General features: G+C 69.5%; 13 protein-coding genes. 7 read left to right on the top strand and 6 right to left on the bottom strand.

Annotation, left to right across the window (positions count from 1 at the left end; genetic code table 11):
• Positions 1-10: 10 nt before the first annotated feature.
• Both LN251_RS37405 and LN251_RS37400 read right to left on the bottom strand, forming a co-directional pair.
• On the bottom strand, positions 11-607 hold the full coding sequence (locus LN251_RS37405) for an NADPH-dependent F420 reductase (RefSeq protein WP_458248601.1): 597 nt from the start codon (positions 605-607) through the stop codon (positions 11-13).
• A gap of 47 nt (positions 608-654) precedes the next feature.
• A complete protein-coding gene (locus LN251_RS37400; RefSeq protein ID WP_458248600.1) occupies positions 655-1,473 on the bottom strand; it encodes an inositol monophosphatase family protein in 819 nt (272 codons plus the stop codon).
• 138 nt (positions 1,474-1,611) lie between these two features.
• Between LN251_RS37400 and LN251_RS37395 the strand changes: the two genes are divergently transcribed.
• From LN251_RS37395 to LN251_RS37385, 3 genes are all read left to right on the top strand, one after another.
• Positions 1,612-2,517, top strand: coding sequence for a LysR family transcriptional regulator (locus tag LN251_RS37395; RefSeq protein WP_458248599.1), 906 nt, complete (start codon positions 1,612-1,614; stop codon positions 2,515-2,517).
• Between the two features lie 297 nt (positions 2,518-2,814).
• Positions 2,815-4,125, top strand: a complete 1,311-nt coding sequence (locus LN251_RS37390) for a glucuronoxylanase (protein ID WP_458248598.1) — start codon at positions 2,815-2,817, stop codon at positions 4,123-4,125.
• A 337-nt stretch (positions 4,126-4,462) separates the two neighbouring features.
• Positions 4,463-5,008, top strand: a complete 546-nt coding sequence (locus tag LN251_RS37385; protein WP_458248597.1) for a hypothetical protein — start codon at positions 4,463-4,465, stop codon at positions 5,006-5,008.
• Between the two features lie 96 nt (positions 5,009-5,104).
• Here LN251_RS37385 and LN251_RS37380 read toward each other — a convergent pair whose 3' ends face one another.
• On the bottom strand, positions 5,105-6,133 hold the full coding sequence (locus LN251_RS37380) for a LacI family DNA-binding transcriptional regulator (RefSeq protein ID WP_458248596.1): 1,029 nt from the start codon (positions 6,131-6,133) through the stop codon (positions 5,105-5,107).
• A gap of 474 nt (positions 6,134-6,607) precedes the next feature.
• Between LN251_RS37380 and LN251_RS37375 the strand changes: the two genes are divergently transcribed.
• From LN251_RS37375 to LN251_RS37360, 4 genes are read left to right on the top strand one after another with little or no spacing between them, the layout of a single operon-like run.
• The gene (locus LN251_RS37375) at positions 6,608-7,918 is read left to right on the top strand and encodes an extracellular solute-binding protein (RefSeq protein ID WP_458248595.1); all 1,311 of its coding nucleotides are present in this window, start codon (positions 6,608-6,610) and stop codon (positions 7,916-7,918) included.
• Entirely contained in the window at positions 7,915-8,817 is a 903-nt protein-coding gene (locus LN251_RS37370) for a carbohydrate ABC transporter permease (RefSeq protein ID WP_458248594.1), read from the top strand. Before LN251_RS37375 ends, LN251_RS37370 begins: the two co-directional genes overlap by 4 nt.
• A gap of 1 nt (position 8,818) precedes the next feature.
• Positions 8,819-9,715 carry a carbohydrate ABC transporter permease gene (locus LN251_RS37365; RefSeq protein WP_458248593.1) on the top strand — a complete coding sequence of 299 codons (897 nt, stop codon included), beginning with the start codon at positions 8,819-8,821 and terminating at the stop codon, positions 9,713-9,715.
• Between the two features lie 15 nt (positions 9,716-9,730).
• A complete protein-coding gene (locus LN251_RS37360) occupies positions 9,731-12,112 on the top strand; it encodes a beta-xylosidase/alpha-l-arabinosidase (protein ID WP_458248592.1) in 2,382 nt (793 codons plus the stop codon).
• Positions 12,113-12,728: 616 nt separating this feature from the next.
• Here LN251_RS37360 and pyrF read toward each other — a convergent pair.
• Genes pyrF through LN251_RS37345 form a run of 3 tightly spaced genes read right to left on the bottom strand, consistent with a single transcriptional unit; the run spans position 12,729 to position 16,455 of the window.
• On the bottom strand, positions 12,729-13,424 hold the full coding sequence (gene pyrF / locus LN251_RS37355) for an orotidine-5'-phosphate decarboxylase (protein WP_458248591.1): 696 nt from the start codon (positions 13,422-13,424) through the stop codon (positions 12,729-12,731).
• A 60-nt stretch (positions 13,425-13,484) separates the two neighbouring features.
• Complete coding sequence (locus LN251_RS37350) at positions 13,485-14,672, bottom strand: fumarylacetoacetate hydrolase family protein (protein ID WP_458248590.1); 1,188 nt, start codon at positions 14,670-14,672, stop codon at positions 13,485-13,487.
• Positions 14,673-14,718: 46 nt separating this feature from the next.
• Entirely contained in the window at positions 14,719-16,455 is a 1,737-nt protein-coding gene (locus LN251_RS37345) for an IlvD/Edd family dehydratase (RefSeq protein WP_458248589.1), read from the bottom strand.
• Positions 16,456-16,470 lie beyond the last annotated feature (15 nt).

Genomic DNA, 16,470 nt, shown 5'->3' with positions numbered 1-16,470 from the left:
GGAGCGCGTTTCAGCGCGCGATCGAGATGGCGAACGGCGCGAAACCGCTGGACCGGATCACGTGCGGTACGAAGAGGATCGCGGCCTCGGTGGCGCGGGCGGTCCGGATGCCGCCCAGGTCGGTGATCCACTCCTTGCGCCAGCCGAGGTCCATGAGCAGTTGCCGAACGACCTCCTTGGCCCGTGGCTCCTCGCCGGAGAGAAACACCTCGGGTGCCTGGGCGAGCGCGGCCGGCGCGGTCATCACCGTGAAGAGCATGGTGTTGAGCGTCTTGACCACGTGCGTTCCAGGGAGGGCTTCCTGAAGCTGCTCGGCCAGGCTCGAGCCGGGGTAGAGCAGGTCGGCGGGCAGTCCGTCCGGGCCGTCGACGGTGGCGTTGGAGACATCGACGAGGAGCTTGCCGCGCAGCTCCTCGCGCAGGGCGGTCAGCCGGTCCAGCGAACCGGCGCCCGGCGTGGCGTTGATGACGACCTGGGCTGTGCGGGCGGCGTCGGCGGCGGCGCCCGGGGCGCGACCCGCCACGGTCACCTCATGCCCGGCTCCCCTGAGCGCGATGGCCAGACTGCCGCCGACCCTGCCGTCCCCGAGAATGGCGATCGTGGTCATGATGATCCGGTCCTTCCTTGTGTGCGTGTGCGGACGGTGGCGTGCGGTCAGCGCGAGAGGGTGGTGACCGCCTCGGCGTGGACGCCGGGCGCGGCGGCCACGAAGCTCTCGCTCCGTGGGGTCCACGGGCGGCCCTCGGCGTCGGAGATCCGTCCGCCGGCCTCGGTGACGAGCAGCGCCCCGGGCAGCAGGTCGGCTCGGGCGCAGGCGAACTGCCAGAAGGCGTCGATCCGTCCGGCGGCCACGTTCAGCAGGTGCAGGGTCGCGGGTACGGCGGTGCGGACCACGAGTGCGTCGGCGAGCATCGCCGTGATCGAGGAGCCCACGCGCCGCACGACCTTCTCGTCCTCGTCCGGCCGGGCCTGGCTGGTGGCCACGATGCTCAGGCCGAGGTCCTCGGCCGGGGAGACCTGCAGGGGGCGGCCGTCGAGGTGGGCGCCCCCGCCCGTGAGTGCCGTGTAGGTCTCGCCGGTCATGGGCAGGTGGACCACGGTGAGCACCGGCTGGTTCTCGCGCACGAGGGTGGCGGTCACCGCCCAGTCCGGCAGGGCGTGCAGGTGGTTGACGTTGCCCTCCGCCGGATCCACGACCCACCACTCGCCGGACGGCAGCGCTCCGCCGTCCAGCTCGTCCTCCACCCAGCCCGCCTCCGGGCGCAGGCGGGTGAGGCGGGGGCGCAGGATGTCGAGGGCGGCGTCGTCGTTGACGGCGAGCGCGCGCATCAACTCCTCGCGGGTCCGGTAGCGGACCACCTCGCCGAACCGTTCGCGCAGAGCCGCACCGGCCGCCTGAACGGCGACGGTCGTCTGGTCGAGCAGGTCGGCTTCGGAGGTGGTGGCGCCTGTGGGCTGAAGGGTTTCGGACATGGCGGTGCTCCTCCGTGAGCAGGGGTGATGAAGGTCGGTGAGGTCACGCTGCGCGGTGCGTCCTGCGCTCTCGTCTCGACCGTATAGAGGCCATTCATTGACTACAAATGCATGTCAGGCATGCCTAGAGTTACTCCCATGCAATTGGATTTGAACCTGCTCACCGCGCTCGACGCCCTGCTGGAGGAGGGAAGCGTGGCGGGGGCGGCCGCACGCCTGCATGTCACCGCGCCAGCGATGAGCCGGAGTCTGGGCCGGATCCGGCGCACGACCGGGGACCAGATCCTGGTGCGCACCGGCCGCACGATGACTCCGACGCCGTATGCGATCGCCGTCCGGGAGCAGGTGCACGAGCTGCTGCAGCAGGTGCAGGGGGTGCTGGCGCCGAGTCGCGAACTCGACCTGGCGACGCTGGAGCGCACCTTCACCCTGCGCTGGCACGATTCCCTGGTCGCCTTGAGCGGACCCGCACTGCTCGCGGCCGTGCGCGCACAGGCGCCGGGCGTGCGACTTCGCTTCGTCGCCGAATCGAGCGTCGACACGCCCGAGTTGCGGCGCGGCGAGGTCGACCTGGAGGCGAACGCCAACCGCCCGAGCGCCCCGGACGTGCGTGCCGAGAACGTCGGCGAGAGCCGCATCGTCGTCGTCGCCAGGAAGGGGCACCCCCTCACCCGCGTCAAGGCCGTCACGGCGAAGCGGTACGCGGCCGCGGAGCATGTCACCGTCTCGCGGCGGGGAAACCTCGGCAACGCCCTCGACGACGCTCTCGCGCGGCTCGGTCTCACCCGCCAGGTGGTGGCGACCGCGCCCTCGGAAGCGGCCGCATTCCAGTTCGCGCGCGGCTCCGACCTTCTGGTCAGCGTCCCCGAAGTCACCACGCGGTCCGCGGTCGCCGACCTCGGTCTGGTGGTGCTCCCCCTCCCGTTCGAACTGCCGTCGGCGCCGGTGTATCTGTCCTGGCATCAGCGCTACGACACCGATCACGCCCACGCCTGGCTGCGCGGGCTGGCGCGAACCGCGCTCGCCGTGGGCGGCGGGTCGTAGCCGTCCCTGGCGGCTGCGGGCCTTCTTGCCGCCCCTCTGCGGTACGTACCCGCGAAACCGCTATGGCCGTGGAAAGGCTTGACCGCGGTGAGTGGCGTCATTACCTTTCGTCAGGTCCGCCACATGGACACCGTTCACCATCTCGAACATCTCTATGTCCTGCCGAACCGTTGAGCGGTGACCGGCACGACAGTTGCAGTGGCACCTCCCTCGCACAGCAAGCGTGTAGTCACCCCCGACTGTGGGAGCGCTCCCGCGGTCGGGACGGAAGAAGACCGGCAGCCAGGAGGAGCAGACATGACACAACGTCGCAATGAGCCCGAGAGCGGGGAGCGCGGATTACCGCGCCGGAGGACGGTCCTGGCGACCATGGGGGCCCTGCCCCTCCTCGCTTCAGCGGTGCCGGCGGCCCGAGCCGCCGACGCAGGAGCCGTGACGGCCGCCGCCACGGCGGTCATCGACCCGTCGGCTTCCCGGCAGACGATCCGCGGCTTCGGCGGTATGAATCACACGGCTTGGATCGGCGACCTCACCGCGGCGCAGCGGGACACGTCGTTCGGAGCCGCGGACGGACAGCTGGGGTTCTCTCTGCTGAGGATCCCCGTGCCCGAGGACCGGGCGAACTGGAACCGCGACCTGGCGACGGCCAAACGCGCGGTCGAACTCGGGGCGGCCGTCATCGCATCACCGTGGAATCCGCCCGCCTCCATGGTCGAGACCTTCGTCCGAGGCAGCCAGACGAACGCACGACGTCTCAGGTACGACATGTACGGCGCCTACGCCCAGCACCTCAACGACTTCACGACGTACATGCGGAACAACGGAGCGAACCTGTACGGCATATCGGTGCAGAACGAACCCGATTACGCGCAGGACTGGACATGGTGGACCGCCGCCGAAATGGTGCGGTTCCTACGGGAGAACGCCGGCTCGATCGGCACCCGGGTCATCGCACCGGAGTCCTTCCAGTACGTGAAGAGCATGTCGGACCCGATCCTCAACGACCCGGTGGCGCTCGCCAACGTGGACATCGTCGGGGCCCACCTCTACGGCACGCCGTTCGCGAACTTCCCGTACCCGCTCTTCAAGCAGAAGGGTGCGGGCAAGGAGCTCTGGATGACGGAGGTGTACTACCCCAACAGTACGGACTCGGCGGATCTCTGGCCGCAGGCTCTCGATGTGGGGGAGCACATCCACCGGGCCATGGTGGACGCCGAGTTCCAGGCCTACATCTGGTGGTACATCAGGCGCAGCTACGGCCCCCTGCGCGAGGACGGCAAGATCAGTAAGCGCGGTGCCGTCATGGCGCACTTCGCCAGGTTCGTCCGGCCCGGGTACGTGCGGATCGAGGCGACGGCGAATCCCGCCACGAACGTCTACGTCTCGGCGTACCGCGGCGGTGGTTCCACGTGCGTCGTCGCCGTCAACAAGGCTTCCGCCGCGGTGAGTCAGCAGTTCACGCTGACCAACGGCGCCGGGTCCAGCGTCGCGTCGTGGGTGACCGACGCCACCAGGAACGTCGCGTCCCAGGGCACGATCGGCGCTTCGAACGGCTCTTTCACGGTCACGCTGCCCGCCCGCAGCGCGACCACGTTCGTGATCCGCTGAACATGCGCAAGGGGGCGTCCAAGAGCGCTAGTGCGCCTGTTTCTCCCCTCGCTGTGCGCTGGCGCTCGCTCCATGCGGTGAACTGCGCGCGCCTCCCCTGGTCGTCCTGTCCGCGCCCCGTTTCACTGGGCGCTTACTTGCCTTCACCGCATGTCACTCACCAGCGAACAGGGGTCATAAGTGATCACTTGTCGCCCCAGAGGCGGAAGCGGGGACGCGGCCCCCCATCGGCTGTGCGGCACTCCTCGATGAGTCGCCGCGCCCGTCCGCTGGGGAGTGAGGACACGGGGCAGAGCAAGTCCACGTCCGTGGCCCGCCATGACGCAGGAGGTTTGGGATGGCTCTGAAGCACTGGACGACCGCGGTCGAGTGGCTGGCAGCTGCCGCTCGGGAGCCGCGCTTGTGCAAGAGCGACTGGCAGCACGGCACCACCGGCGTCCATCTCCTCGCCGCCGGGCGGTTCTGGGACGTCCTGATCGTCCCGGCCTGCCTGGGACTGCGCACAGCCGACATCCTCACCTGTCTGCCTCGCCTCGAACCCGGCCCGATCCTCATGGACAGCCGGACGCAGCACGTCGGCTTTTTCCTGCCACCCGACCCGGCGAGCATCTGGGCCGGGCACGACATCCGTTACCTCACGACCGGCAGCTGGATCGCCACGCCTGCCCCGCACTGCCGATGGGGCGACCTGCGCTGGATCTGCCCACCCGACGGAAGCGGCACCCTGAACACCCCCGCGGCCCTGGAGCTCGCCCTGCGTGCGGCCATGGACGAACTGGTCCGCAACCACGGCACCACACACCATCGCGCCGCCCCCCACCGGAGCACGGACACACCCGTACCGGTCGGGCAGAGCCGTCCTGCGGGTGTCCCGCCTGCGTGACCGGACGGCCGCCGCCGGGCACTGCGGTGCGGGGCTTCACCGGCTGCATCGAGACGGCTCGCCCCGCCCCGCGACCCGAGTGCGCCTCGCCCGCGACTACCCGTTCGCCGAAGTCGCTCCCCTGGGAGGTGCCGTCGAGGCGCGTACCACGAGTTCGGTGGCGAGTTCGATGTGGTGGGACTCGACCTTCTCGCCGTTGGCGAGTCGGAGGGCGGTGCGCAGGGCGGCACCGCCCATCTCCCGCAGGGGCTGGCGCACGGTGGTCAGGGGTGGTGAGGCCATCTGCGCGAGGCTGGTGTCGTCGAAGCCGACCACGCTCAGGTCCTCGGGGATGCGCAGGCCTCGGGTGCGGGCGGCCTCGATGACACCGAGGGCGATCTCGTCGTTGCCGGCGAAGATCGCCGTCGGTGGCTCGTCCAGGTCCAGCAGGGCCACGGCACCGACCAGACCGGTCTCGTAGGTGAATTCTCCCGGCCGGACGTAGGCGTCGCACACCGGCGCTCCTGCCGCCTCCATGGCCGCGCGGTAGCCGTGCATACGTGCCTGGTTGCAGACGGCCATGCTCGGTCCACCGAGATAGGCGATGCGGCGGTGGCCCAGGGACAGCAGGTGCCGGGTCGCGGACAGGCCGCCGGCGAAGTTCGTCGCCCCGACGCTGTTGACCCGGCTGTCCGGGAGGTGCAGGGGGTCCAGCACGACCAGCGGCAGCCCGGCGCGGGCCAGTTCGTTCAGATGCGTGGCGGTGTACACGCTGGTGACCGCGATGACGGCGCGGCGCCCGGCCGAGACCAGATCCCTGGCCCAGTGCGGGGCGCGGGATGCCTTGCTGATCACCACCGATGCCCCCAATTCGGCGGCGGAGTCGATGATGCCTTCCAGGGTCTCGGCCACGTACGACTTGAGGCCGGCCTGGAACTGCACCTCGATGGTGGGGCTTTCGGTGGTCTCGGTGTGCCGGAAAACGGGCGCGAGGTAGTCGTGCTGCTGCAGCAGTTCCTGCACCCGGGCGCGGGTCTGCGCCGCCACGTCGCCGCGGCCGTTGACCACCTTGGACACGGTCGCGACGGAGACCCCAGCCGCTTGGGCGATGTCCGCCAAAGTGGTGCGCCTGGTGTTCCGTGGCATCAGTTCCTCCCAGTCGTACGTCCACCGGTGCGGTGAGCCGCCGGCGGGACCGGCACCACGGGTGGAACCGGTCAACCGTACGGCACCCCGGCACGGAGCTTGTCCGGGGAGCAGCCGATGAGCACTTCGCCCTCGACGCTTCCGGCGATCCGTGGGAGACAGGGCCGGTGCGCGCAGCCTGATCGGCGTGCGCACCGACCCGTTCCTCCGGTGCGTCCTGCCCACATCATCGCACTCTTCTCTGTCTTCTCCCTGCACGCTTCGAAAACGTTTCGAAGCCGGTCACCGTATCGCGAGAGTCGCACTGGCCCAGCAATAGAACGCTGCGGCCTACCCGGCAACGTGCTTGCACATACCTTGACAGCGCGTCATTCCGAAACCTAATTTTCACCAACGGAGCTCGAAGAAGACTGTTTCGAAAACTTTTCACCATGACTCACGAGATGCCGATGGCTCTCGAGTGCGGAGAAAAACATGGCGCTCTCCCGACGTACCCTCCTCGGCCTGGCCGCTGGCGTACCGGTCTCCGCGGCGCTGGCGGCCTGCGGCTCGTCCGGTCCCGGCAAGAGCGGGGGCGGGGCCACGTACTGGTACCTGAACGGTCAGCCGCAGGAAGGCGTCAGGGCCGGCGCGGTGGACGCGTTCAACAAGGCCCACCCCAAGGAGCAGATCAAGGACACCACCTTCCAGAACGACGCGTACAAGACGAAGATCAAGACCGCCATCGGCGCCGGCCAGGCGCCCACGATCATCTGGGGCTGGGGCGGTGGGACGCTGCGCACCTACGTGGAAGCGGGCCAGGTCGAGGACCTCACCTCGTGGTTCGCCGAGCACTCCGAGGTCAAGCAGCGGCTGTTCCCGTCCTCGTTCGGCGCGGCCACCGTCGACGGCAAGATCTACGCGATGCCGGCCGAGGCCGTGCAGCCGATCATCCTCTACTACAACAAGAAGGTCTTCGAGCAGGTCGGCGTGAAACCGCCGACGTCCTGGGACGACATCATGGCGCTGGTGCCCAAGTTCAACGCGAAGGGCATAGCGCCGTTCTCCCTCGGCGGGCAGTCCCGGTGGACGAACATGATGTGGCTGGAGTTCCTGTTCGACCGCATCGGCGGCCCCGAGGTGTTCCAGGCCATCATCGAGGGCGAGAAGAACGCCTGGTCCCACCCCGACGCCATCACCGCGCTGACCAAGGTGCAGGACCTGGTCAAAGCCCACGGGTTCGTCAAGGGCTTCTCCTCGATCACCGCGGACTCCAACGCCGACCAGGCGCTGCTGTACACCGGCAGGGCCGCGATGATGCTGCACGGCGCCTGGTCGTACGGCATCCAGAAGGCCGACGGCGGGGACTTCGTCAAAAGCGGCGCGCTGGGCTACATGACCTTCCCGCCCGTCGAGGGCGGCAAGGGCGATCCGAGCGACACCGTCGGCAACCCCGCCCAGTACCTGTCCATCTCCGCGAAGGCCAGCGCCGAGCAGAAGAAGATCGCCAAGGACTTCTTCGCCAAGGGCGTCCTCCAGGACGAGGAGGTGAAGAAGTGGATCGACAACGGGTCGGTTCCCATCCGGCTCGGCACGGAGAAGCTGCTGGCCGCCTCCAAGAGCGCCGACTTCCTGCAGTTCACCTACGACATCGCCAGCAAGGCCAAGGTGTTCGGCCAGTCCTGGGACCAGGCGCTCAGCCCGACGGCCGCGGAGACACTGCTGGACAACATCGTCAAGTTGTTCCAACTGTCGATCTCACCGAAGCAGTTCGCCCAGAACCTCAACGCGGTCACCGCGAAATGAGCGCACTGACCGGCCACCCGCCGCGTCGCGAACCGCGCAGCATCCTGCCGTGGCTGGCGACGCCGGCCCTCGTGGTCTTCGTCGGCTTCGCCGTGATCCCGCTCGTGGGTGTCTTCGCGCTGAGCTTCACCACATGGGACGGGATCGGCTCCATCCGTCCGTCGGGGTTCACCAGTTGGCGCACGGTGCTCACCAACCCCGGTCTGCCGCACGCCCTTTGGGTGACCTTCCTGGTGATGGTCGTGTCCTGGGCCGTCCAGACGCCGCTGAGCATTCTGCTCGGCACGTTCCTGGCCGGCCGCCAGCGCTACCGCGCGGTGCTGGGCGTGGTGTACTTCATCCCGCTGATGCTCAGCTCCGCGGCCATCGCGATCGCCTACAAGGCCCTGCTGGACCCCAACTTCGGGCTCGGCGCCGGGCTGAAGATCTCCGCGCTCAGCCAGGACTGGCTAGGGCGGCCCGGGCTCGCGTTCGGCGTCGTCGTCTTCGTCGTCTCCTGGCAGTTCATCCCGTTCCACTCGCTGATCTACCAGGGCGGCGTCCAGCAGATCCCCAAGTCGCTCTACGAGGCGGCCCAGTTGGACGGAGCCGGACGGATCCGGCAGTTCTTCAGCATCACCCTGCCCCAGCTGAAATACACCATCATCACCTCGTCCACACTGATGGTGGTCGGCTCGCTGACCTTCTTCGACCTCATCTTCGTCCTGACCGAGGGCGGCCCCGCAGACGCCACCCGCGTCCTCGCACTGGACATGTACAAGCGGGGATTCCAGGCCAGCCTGATGGGACCGGCCAGCGCCATCGCGGTCATCCTGGTCCTGGTGGGCCTGGCCCTCGCCCTGCTGCTGCGTCGGCTCGGCGGCCGCGACGCCGGTGCCAGCCAACTCGAGGGGGCCTGACGTGACCACGACCCTGACCGAGACACGGCGACCGCAGAAGGCCGCCGACCGCGAGCGGCAACGCCACTCACGTCGGACGGCCCGCCGACGCAACTGGATAGGCGGCCTGGCCGGCTGGCTGTGGCTCGCCATCGTCGCCGTACCCCTGTACTGGACCCTCATCACCAGCCTCAAGGTCCAGAGCCGCTACTACGCGAGCAACCCGCTGGTGCCTTCCAGCGACCCCACACTGGACAACTACCGGCTGGTCATCGAGTCCGACTTCGTGCGCTACTTCGTGAACAGCGTCGTGGTCACCGCCGGCGCCGTCGTTCCGGCGGTCCTGTTCTCCTTCATGGCCGCCTACGCGATCGTGCGCGGTTGGCGCATGCGCGTCCTGCGCGCGATGAACGGGCTGTTCCTCATGGGCCTGGCCATCCCGCTGCAGGCGACGGTGATCCCGGTGTACCTGATCATCATCAAACTGCACCTGTACGACAGTCTGCCCGCGCTGATCCTCCCGTCGATCGCCTTCGCCATCCCGCTGTCGGTGCTGGTACTCACCAACTTCATCCGCGACGTGCCCAAGGAACTGTTCGACTCGATGAAAGTCGACGGCGCCACCGAATGGACGACGCTGTGGCGGCTGGCGGCGCCGCTCACCCGACCGGCCATCCTCACCGTGACCATCTTCAACGCACTGACCATCTGGAACGGCTTCCTGCTGCCGCTGGTCCTCACGCAGAGCCCTGAACGCCGGACCCTGCCGCTCGCCCTGTGGACCTTTCAGGGCCAGTACGGGGTCAACGTCCCCGCCGTTCTCGCCGCCGTCGTCCTCACCACGCTGCCCGTCCTGGTCCTGTACGCGTTCGGCCGCCGCCAGCTGCTGAGCGGTCTGACCGCGGGATTCAGCCGCTGACGATCGCCGAAGAAAGTGAATCCCAACGTGGACGTAGAGAACAGCCACGCCGTCCCCCTCTGGAACGACCCCACCCTTCCCGTCACCGCGAGAGTCGACGCCCTGATCGATGCGATGACCCTGCAGGAGAAGACCGCCCAGCTGTACGGAGTGTGGGTGGGCGCCTCCGACCAGGGCGGTGAAGTGGCCCCCCATCAGCACGACATGGAGGAGCCCGTCGATCTCGACGCCCTCCTGCCCACCGGCCTGGGACAGCTGACCCGCCCCTTCGGCACGGTCCCCGTCGACCCCGCCCTGGGTGCGCTCTCCCTGGCCCGCACCCAGGCCCGTATCGCGGCCACGAACCGGTTCGGCATCCCCGCACTCGCCCATGACGAGTGTCTGGCCGGATTCGCCGCCTGGGGGGCGACCGCCTACCCCGTACCGCTGTCCTGGGGTGCCACCTTCGACCCCGACACCGTGCGGCGCATGGCCGCCGCCATCGGCCGCGACATGCGGGCCGTCGGCGTCCACCAGGGGCTCGCGCCCGTCCTGGACGTCGTGCGCGACGCCCGGTGGGGCCGGGTCGAGGAGACCATCGGCGAGGACCCCTACCTCGTCGGCACCATCGGGACGGCATACGTGCTGGGCCTGGAGTCCGCCGGGATCGTCGCCACCCTCAAGCACTTCGTCGGCTACTCCGCCTCCCGCGCCGGCCGCAACCTCGCCCCCTCCTCCGTGGGCCCCCGTGAACGTGCCGACGTTCTGCTGCCGCCGTTCGAGATGGCGATCCGCGAAGGCGGGGCCCGGTCGGTGATGAACGCCTACACCGACACCGACGGCATGCCCTCCGCGGCCGACGAAGACCTGCTCACCGGGCTGCTGCGCGACACCTGGGGCTTCGACGGCACCGTCGTCGCCGACTACTTCGCCATCGCCTTCCTGAAGACCCTGCACGGCGTCGCAGCCGACTGGGCCGACGCCGCCGGTACGGCGCTGCACGCCGGCATCGACGTCGAACTGCCCAACGTCAAGACCTACGGCGCGCCGCTGACCGAAGCCGTCGCCGACGGCCGCATACCGGAGGCGTCGGTCGATCGCGCCCTGCGCCGGGTACTCACCCAGAAGGCGATGCTCGGTCTGCTCGACAAGGACTGGGACCCCGTACCGGCCGCGCTGGACGGGGCCGACCTGGACGATGCGGCCGCCCTGCGCGGCAAGGTCGACCTCGACCGGCCCGAAAACCGTCGACTGGCCCGCGACATCGCCGAGAAGGCGGTCGTCCTGCTCAGCAACGACGGCACCCTGCCAATGGCCCGACCGCGCCGCATCGCCCTGCTCGGCCCCAACGCCGACGAGCCCACCGCCGTACTGGGCTGCTACTCCTTCCCCCAGCACATCGGCGTCCGCCACCCCCAGACCCCGCTCGGCATCGAGCTGCCCACGCTGCGCGACACACTCGCCGCCGAGTTCCCCGACGCCGAGATCACGGTCGCCCGCGGCACCGGAATCGACGACGCAGACCTCTCCGGCATCCCCGAGGCCGTCCAGGCGGCACGCGAGGCCGATGTCGCCGTGGTGGTGCTCGGCGACCGCGCCGGCCTCTTCGGGCGGGGCACCAGCGGCGAGGGCTGCGACGTCGAGACACTCGCGCTGCCCGGCGCACAGCAGCAACTGCTCGACGCCCTGCTCGATACCGAGACACCGGTGGTCACCGTGCTGCTGGCGGGACGGCCGTACGCCCTCGGCCGCGCCGTGGAGGAGTCCGCCGCGATCGTGCAGTCCTTCTTCCCGGGGGAGGAGGGCACGCACGCGATCGCCGGGGTACTGAGCGGCCGTACCAATCCCTCCGGCCGTCTCCCGGTCAGCGTGCCGCGCGGGCCGGGCTCCCAGCCGGCCACGTACCTCGGGGCGCGGCTCGCGCACGCCAGCGAGGTGTCCAACATCGACCCGACCCCGGCGTTCGCCTTCGGCCACGGCCTGTCCTACACACGGTTCGACTGGACAGACCTGACCGTGGACACCCAAGAGGCGCCGACGGACGGCGAGTTCACCCTCGCCCTCACCGTCCGCAACACCGGCGAGCGGTCGGGGACCGAGGTCGTACAGCTCTATCTGCACGACCCGGTCGCCTCCGTCGTCCAGCCCGTGCAGCGCCTCGTCGGCTACACCCGGGTCGATCTGGACCCGGGCACCTCCCGCCGCGTCCATGTCACGGTCCCGGCCGACCTCGCGTCCTTCACCGGCCGCGACGGCCGGCGCGTCGTCGAACCGGGCGAGCTGGAACTGCGGTTGGCCGCATCCAGCACGGACCCGCGCCTGACGGCCAGGGTCACGCTGACCGGAGCCGAACGCCCCGTGGATCACAAGCGGCACCTGCACGCCACGTTCGACCAGGAGCCGACCGAGCAGGCATGAACCGTATCTGCGCAGCGCCCGCCGCGGAGCGCGGCGGCGCTGCGCACAGGGGACCGCGGGCTGAGCGGGGGAGCGCCTACGGACGGCCGGCGGCGAAAGTCTGCACACGACTCACTCGGATACGGACGACGGGTGGTCCGTATCCGATGGCGGACCGTTGCTCGATCGAAACGGGTGGTCTGCCTGCACGGCTGCTCGGTACGGTGCGCCGGTGTGCTTCTGCGCCATGACCTACTACAAGTTGCACTACGCCTGTGTCTCGTGCCGTGTCAGCTTCAAGCAGCATGCCCATCCGCAGCGCGAGCACCTGTGCCCGAACTGTTCTCAGGCCCTCATGTGCGCTGGTCATGACTTCGCTCCGCCGCCCAGGCGTGATGTGCGCACATGGTCCGCGGTGGCTGCCGTGTTGAGTGAAGGGCTTCGCTACGAAGGGCGATCGGCCTGCGGGTGCGACAGGGAGCCCAAGTACCGCCCGCGGTCACCAACCGAGGTGCGAGCGCGTCGGATCGTTGCAGCAAGGGAGGGGCTGCCGCTGTTCGTGACGTTGTCCCGACCGGACCCCCTGATCCCGTCGACGGACTGACCTCTGACCTCAGCGCGTCAGACGGCGATGTTGCTACGGAGCGAGGCTCTCCCGGACGAGGCGGAAGGCGGTCGCCGGGGTGGCGGCGCGAGTGATCGGTCGGCCGACGACGACGTGTGATGCCCCAGCGGTGATCGCCGCATGTGGTGTCCCGGGGCGGGCGTGCTCGGCCGGGGAGTCACCAGGCAGCGCGACGCCCGGAGTGACGATCAGGGCATCGGGGCCCAGGCTGCCGCGCAAGGCCGCAACGTCTTGCGGGGAGGCGATGACGCCATGGCATCCGGCCTGCTGCGCCAGGCGGGCCAGCCGGAGCACCTGCGCGTCCACCGTGTCGCGGACCCCGATGTCGCTGAGATCCGCGTCGGTCATGCTGGTGACCACGGTCAGAGCAAGGATGCGCAGTTGGGGGAAGTCACGGGCGGCGTCGACCGCGGCGGACATGATGGCGCTGCCGCCCATGCCGTGCACGGTGACCATGGACACCCCCAAGGCCCCCGCGGCACGAACGGCCCCGGCGACCGAGTTCGGGATCTCGAAGAGCTTGAGGTCCAAGAAGACCTCCTTGCCTTGTGCGACAAGGTCCTTGATGACGTCCGGCCCCGCTGCGGTGAGCAGTTGCAGACCGACCTTGTAGAAACGGCACTCGGCGCCCAGCTGCTCGACGACGGCCTCGGCGGTCGCACGGTTGGCACAGTCCAAGGCGACGATGATCTGGTTTCTCGGATCCACGGGGACATTGTGCCGCCCTCGTCAGCACGGCCAGACGGTGTGCGCGGGTACTTAGGCGTCTCACAGCACGCCGCGCCGCGCGAGGTTGCGCATCAGCGCTCCGACCCCGAACGTCCATGGCGTGGCCTGCTCGCTGGGGATGACGGTGTTGACCAGGGCGCCGAGACGCGGGCTGGAGATCCGTACGATGTCGCCGTACTCGTGGGTGAAGCCGGCGCCGGGCGCCTGGCGGTCCTCGGTGGGAGCGAACAGCGTTCCGGTGAACAGCGCGAAGCCGTCGGGGTATTGGTGGTGCGGGCCGTGGGTGGCGGCCACCAGGTCCAGTACGTCGCGGCTGATCTCGCGCATGGAGCTGCTGCCGTTGAGTACGTATCCGTCGGTGCCGTCGACTCGCAGGTCGATGTCGAGTGCGCGGACGGTGTCGAGGTCGAAGTCGTCGTCGAGCAGGCGGATGAACGGGCCGATCGCGCAGGAGGCGTTGTTGTCCTTCGCCCGGGACAGCAGCAGGGCGCTGCGTCCTTCGATGTCGCGGAGGTTGACGTCGTTGCCGAGCGCCGCGCCGCGGACCCGGCCGCGCGAGTCCACGACGAGGACGACCTCGGGCTCGGGGTTGTTCCACACCGAGGCGCCCAGGACTCCGATGTCGGCGCCGGTGCCGACCGCGGACAGGACGGGGGCCTTGGTGAACACCTCCGGGTCCGGCCCGATTCCGACCTCCAGGTACTGCGACCACAGCCCTTCGGACAGCAGGAGTTCCTTTGCCTTGGCCGCTTCCGGCGAGCCGGGACGGATGCCGTCGAGCGCGCCGCCCACGAGCTGCTGCACGCGGGCCCGCACCCGGGCGGCCTGCGCCGGATCGCCGCCCGTGCGCTCCTCGATGACGCGTTCCAGCAGACTCCGCGCGAACGTGACGCCCGCCGCCTTGATCACCTGCAGGTCGACGGGGGCGAGCAGATGCGGCACGTCACGGCGGCCGGTCGGTGCCTCCAGCAGTTCCTCCAGGCGCCAGGCGTGTCCGCCCTCGGCCTCGCGGACGACTCTCACCGCGTCGTCGCGTTCCATCAGATCCGAGACGGTGGGTGCGATGTTCGTCAGGTCGACGACCTGATCGCCTCGGACCGCGGCCACACACGGTCCGTCCGCCTGCGGGTGGTGGACGCGTGCGACGAGGGCGGCTCGGCCGGCGTCCTCCGGCAGGACGGAGTCGGCTGTGAGGACCGGGCGAGGGTGCGCTGCTGCCGATTCCACGATCGATGCTCTCCTGGATTCGAGGGGGAGGTCGCCTGGGGCGGAGTCAGTGGGAGTCGCGAGGGACCTCGTGTCCACGGCTTCCGCGCAGGAAGCCGAAGTCGGCTCCCTGGTCGGCCTGTTGGACGTTCTGGGTGTAGAGCCAGGCGTAGCCGCTGGAGTGCCGTTCGGCGGGTGCTCGCCATTCCTCCCGGCGCCGGGCGAGTTCGGCGTCGTCCACGTCCAGGCGCAGCGTGCGGTGGGGGACGTCGAGGACGACGGGGTCCCCGTCGCGCACCAGGGCGAGAGGCCCGCCGACGGCGGCTTCGGGGGCCACGTGCAGGACCACGGTCCCGTATCCGGTGCCGCTCATCCGGCCGTCGCAGATGCGCACCATGTCCTTGACACCGGCCTTCAGCAGTTTGGCGGGCAGCGGGACGTTGGAGACCTCGGGCATGCCGGGATAGCCCTTGGGGCCGGCGTTGCGGATGACGATGACGGTGTTCTCGTCGATGTCGACGTCCGGATCGTCGGCCACCTCGTGATAGGCCTCGGGGGAGTCGAAGACGCGCGCGGGACCGCGGTGGGTCATCAGGTGCGGGGATGCGGCGGACTGCTTGATCACCGCGCCGTCGGGGCACAGGTTGCCGTGCAGGACGGCGGTACCGGTGCCGGCCTGCTGGAAGGGGGCGTCGAGGCCGGTGATGACGTCGGAGTCGAAGCACTCGGTGTTCTCGGTGTTCTCGGCGATGCTGCGTCCGGTGACCGTGATCGGGTCGCCGTGCAGCAGCTTGCCGCGCAGCAGCTCGGCCAGGACGGCGGGCAGTCCGCCCGCGTAGCAGAAGTCCTCCATGAGGTACTTGCCGCTGGGCATCAGGTTGACCAGGGTCGGCACCACGCGGGCCAGGTCGTCGAAGTCCTGCAGGCGCAGGTCGACGCCGACGCGTCCGGCGATGGCGGTGAGATGGATGATGGCGTTCGTGGAGCCGCCGATGGCCGCGTTGACGCGGATGGCGTTCTCGAACGCCTCGCGGGTCAGGATCTGCGAGGGGCGCAGCTCCTCCTCCACCATCTCCACGCTGCGCTGCCCCGCCGCCTGCGCGATCTCCATCCGCCGGGAGTCCACTGCGGGCCAGGCGGCCGAGCCCGGCAGTTGCATGCCGAGCGCCTCGGCCATGCATGCCATCGTCGAGGCGGTGCCCATCGTCATGCAGTGGCCGTTGGACCGGGCCATGCACCCTTCCGCGAAGAAGCACTCCTCCTCGGTCATCCGGCCGGTTTTCAGGTCTTCCTCGAACTTCCAGACATGGGTGCCCGATCCGACGTCCTGGCCGCGGTACTTGCCGTTGAGCATCGGGCCGCCGGTGACCATGACGGCCGGCAGGTCGACGCTGGCGGCGCCCATGAGCATGGCGGGGGTCGTCTTGTCGCAGCCGGACAGCAGCACGACGCCGTCGAGCGGGTTGGCCCGGATCAGCTCTTCGACTTCCATGGCCATGAGGTTGCGGTACAGCATGGCGGTCGGGCGCATCAGGGTCTCGCCGGTGGCCATGGTGGGGAACTGCAGCGGCAGCCCGCCCGCCTGCCAGACACCGCGCTTGACGGCTTCGGCGACGCGCGTCAAGTGGGCGTTGCACGGGGCGAGTTCGGAGGCGCTCGTCGCGATGCCGATGACGGGACGCCCGTCGAACACCTCATGCCCGAACCCCTGGTTGCGCATCCAGGAGCGGTACACCATCCCGCTGCGGCCCTGTGCTCCGAACCAGGCCTGGCTGCGGCGGGTCTTGTTCCGACCGTCGGTCATGTGGCACTCCCGTGG

It is taken from the genome of Streptomyces sp. MAI_2237 (assembly GCF_054189285.1).
The sequence above is the reverse complement of the archived record's forward strand: the minus strand, read 5'-3'. Positions and strand labels throughout refer to the sequence as shown.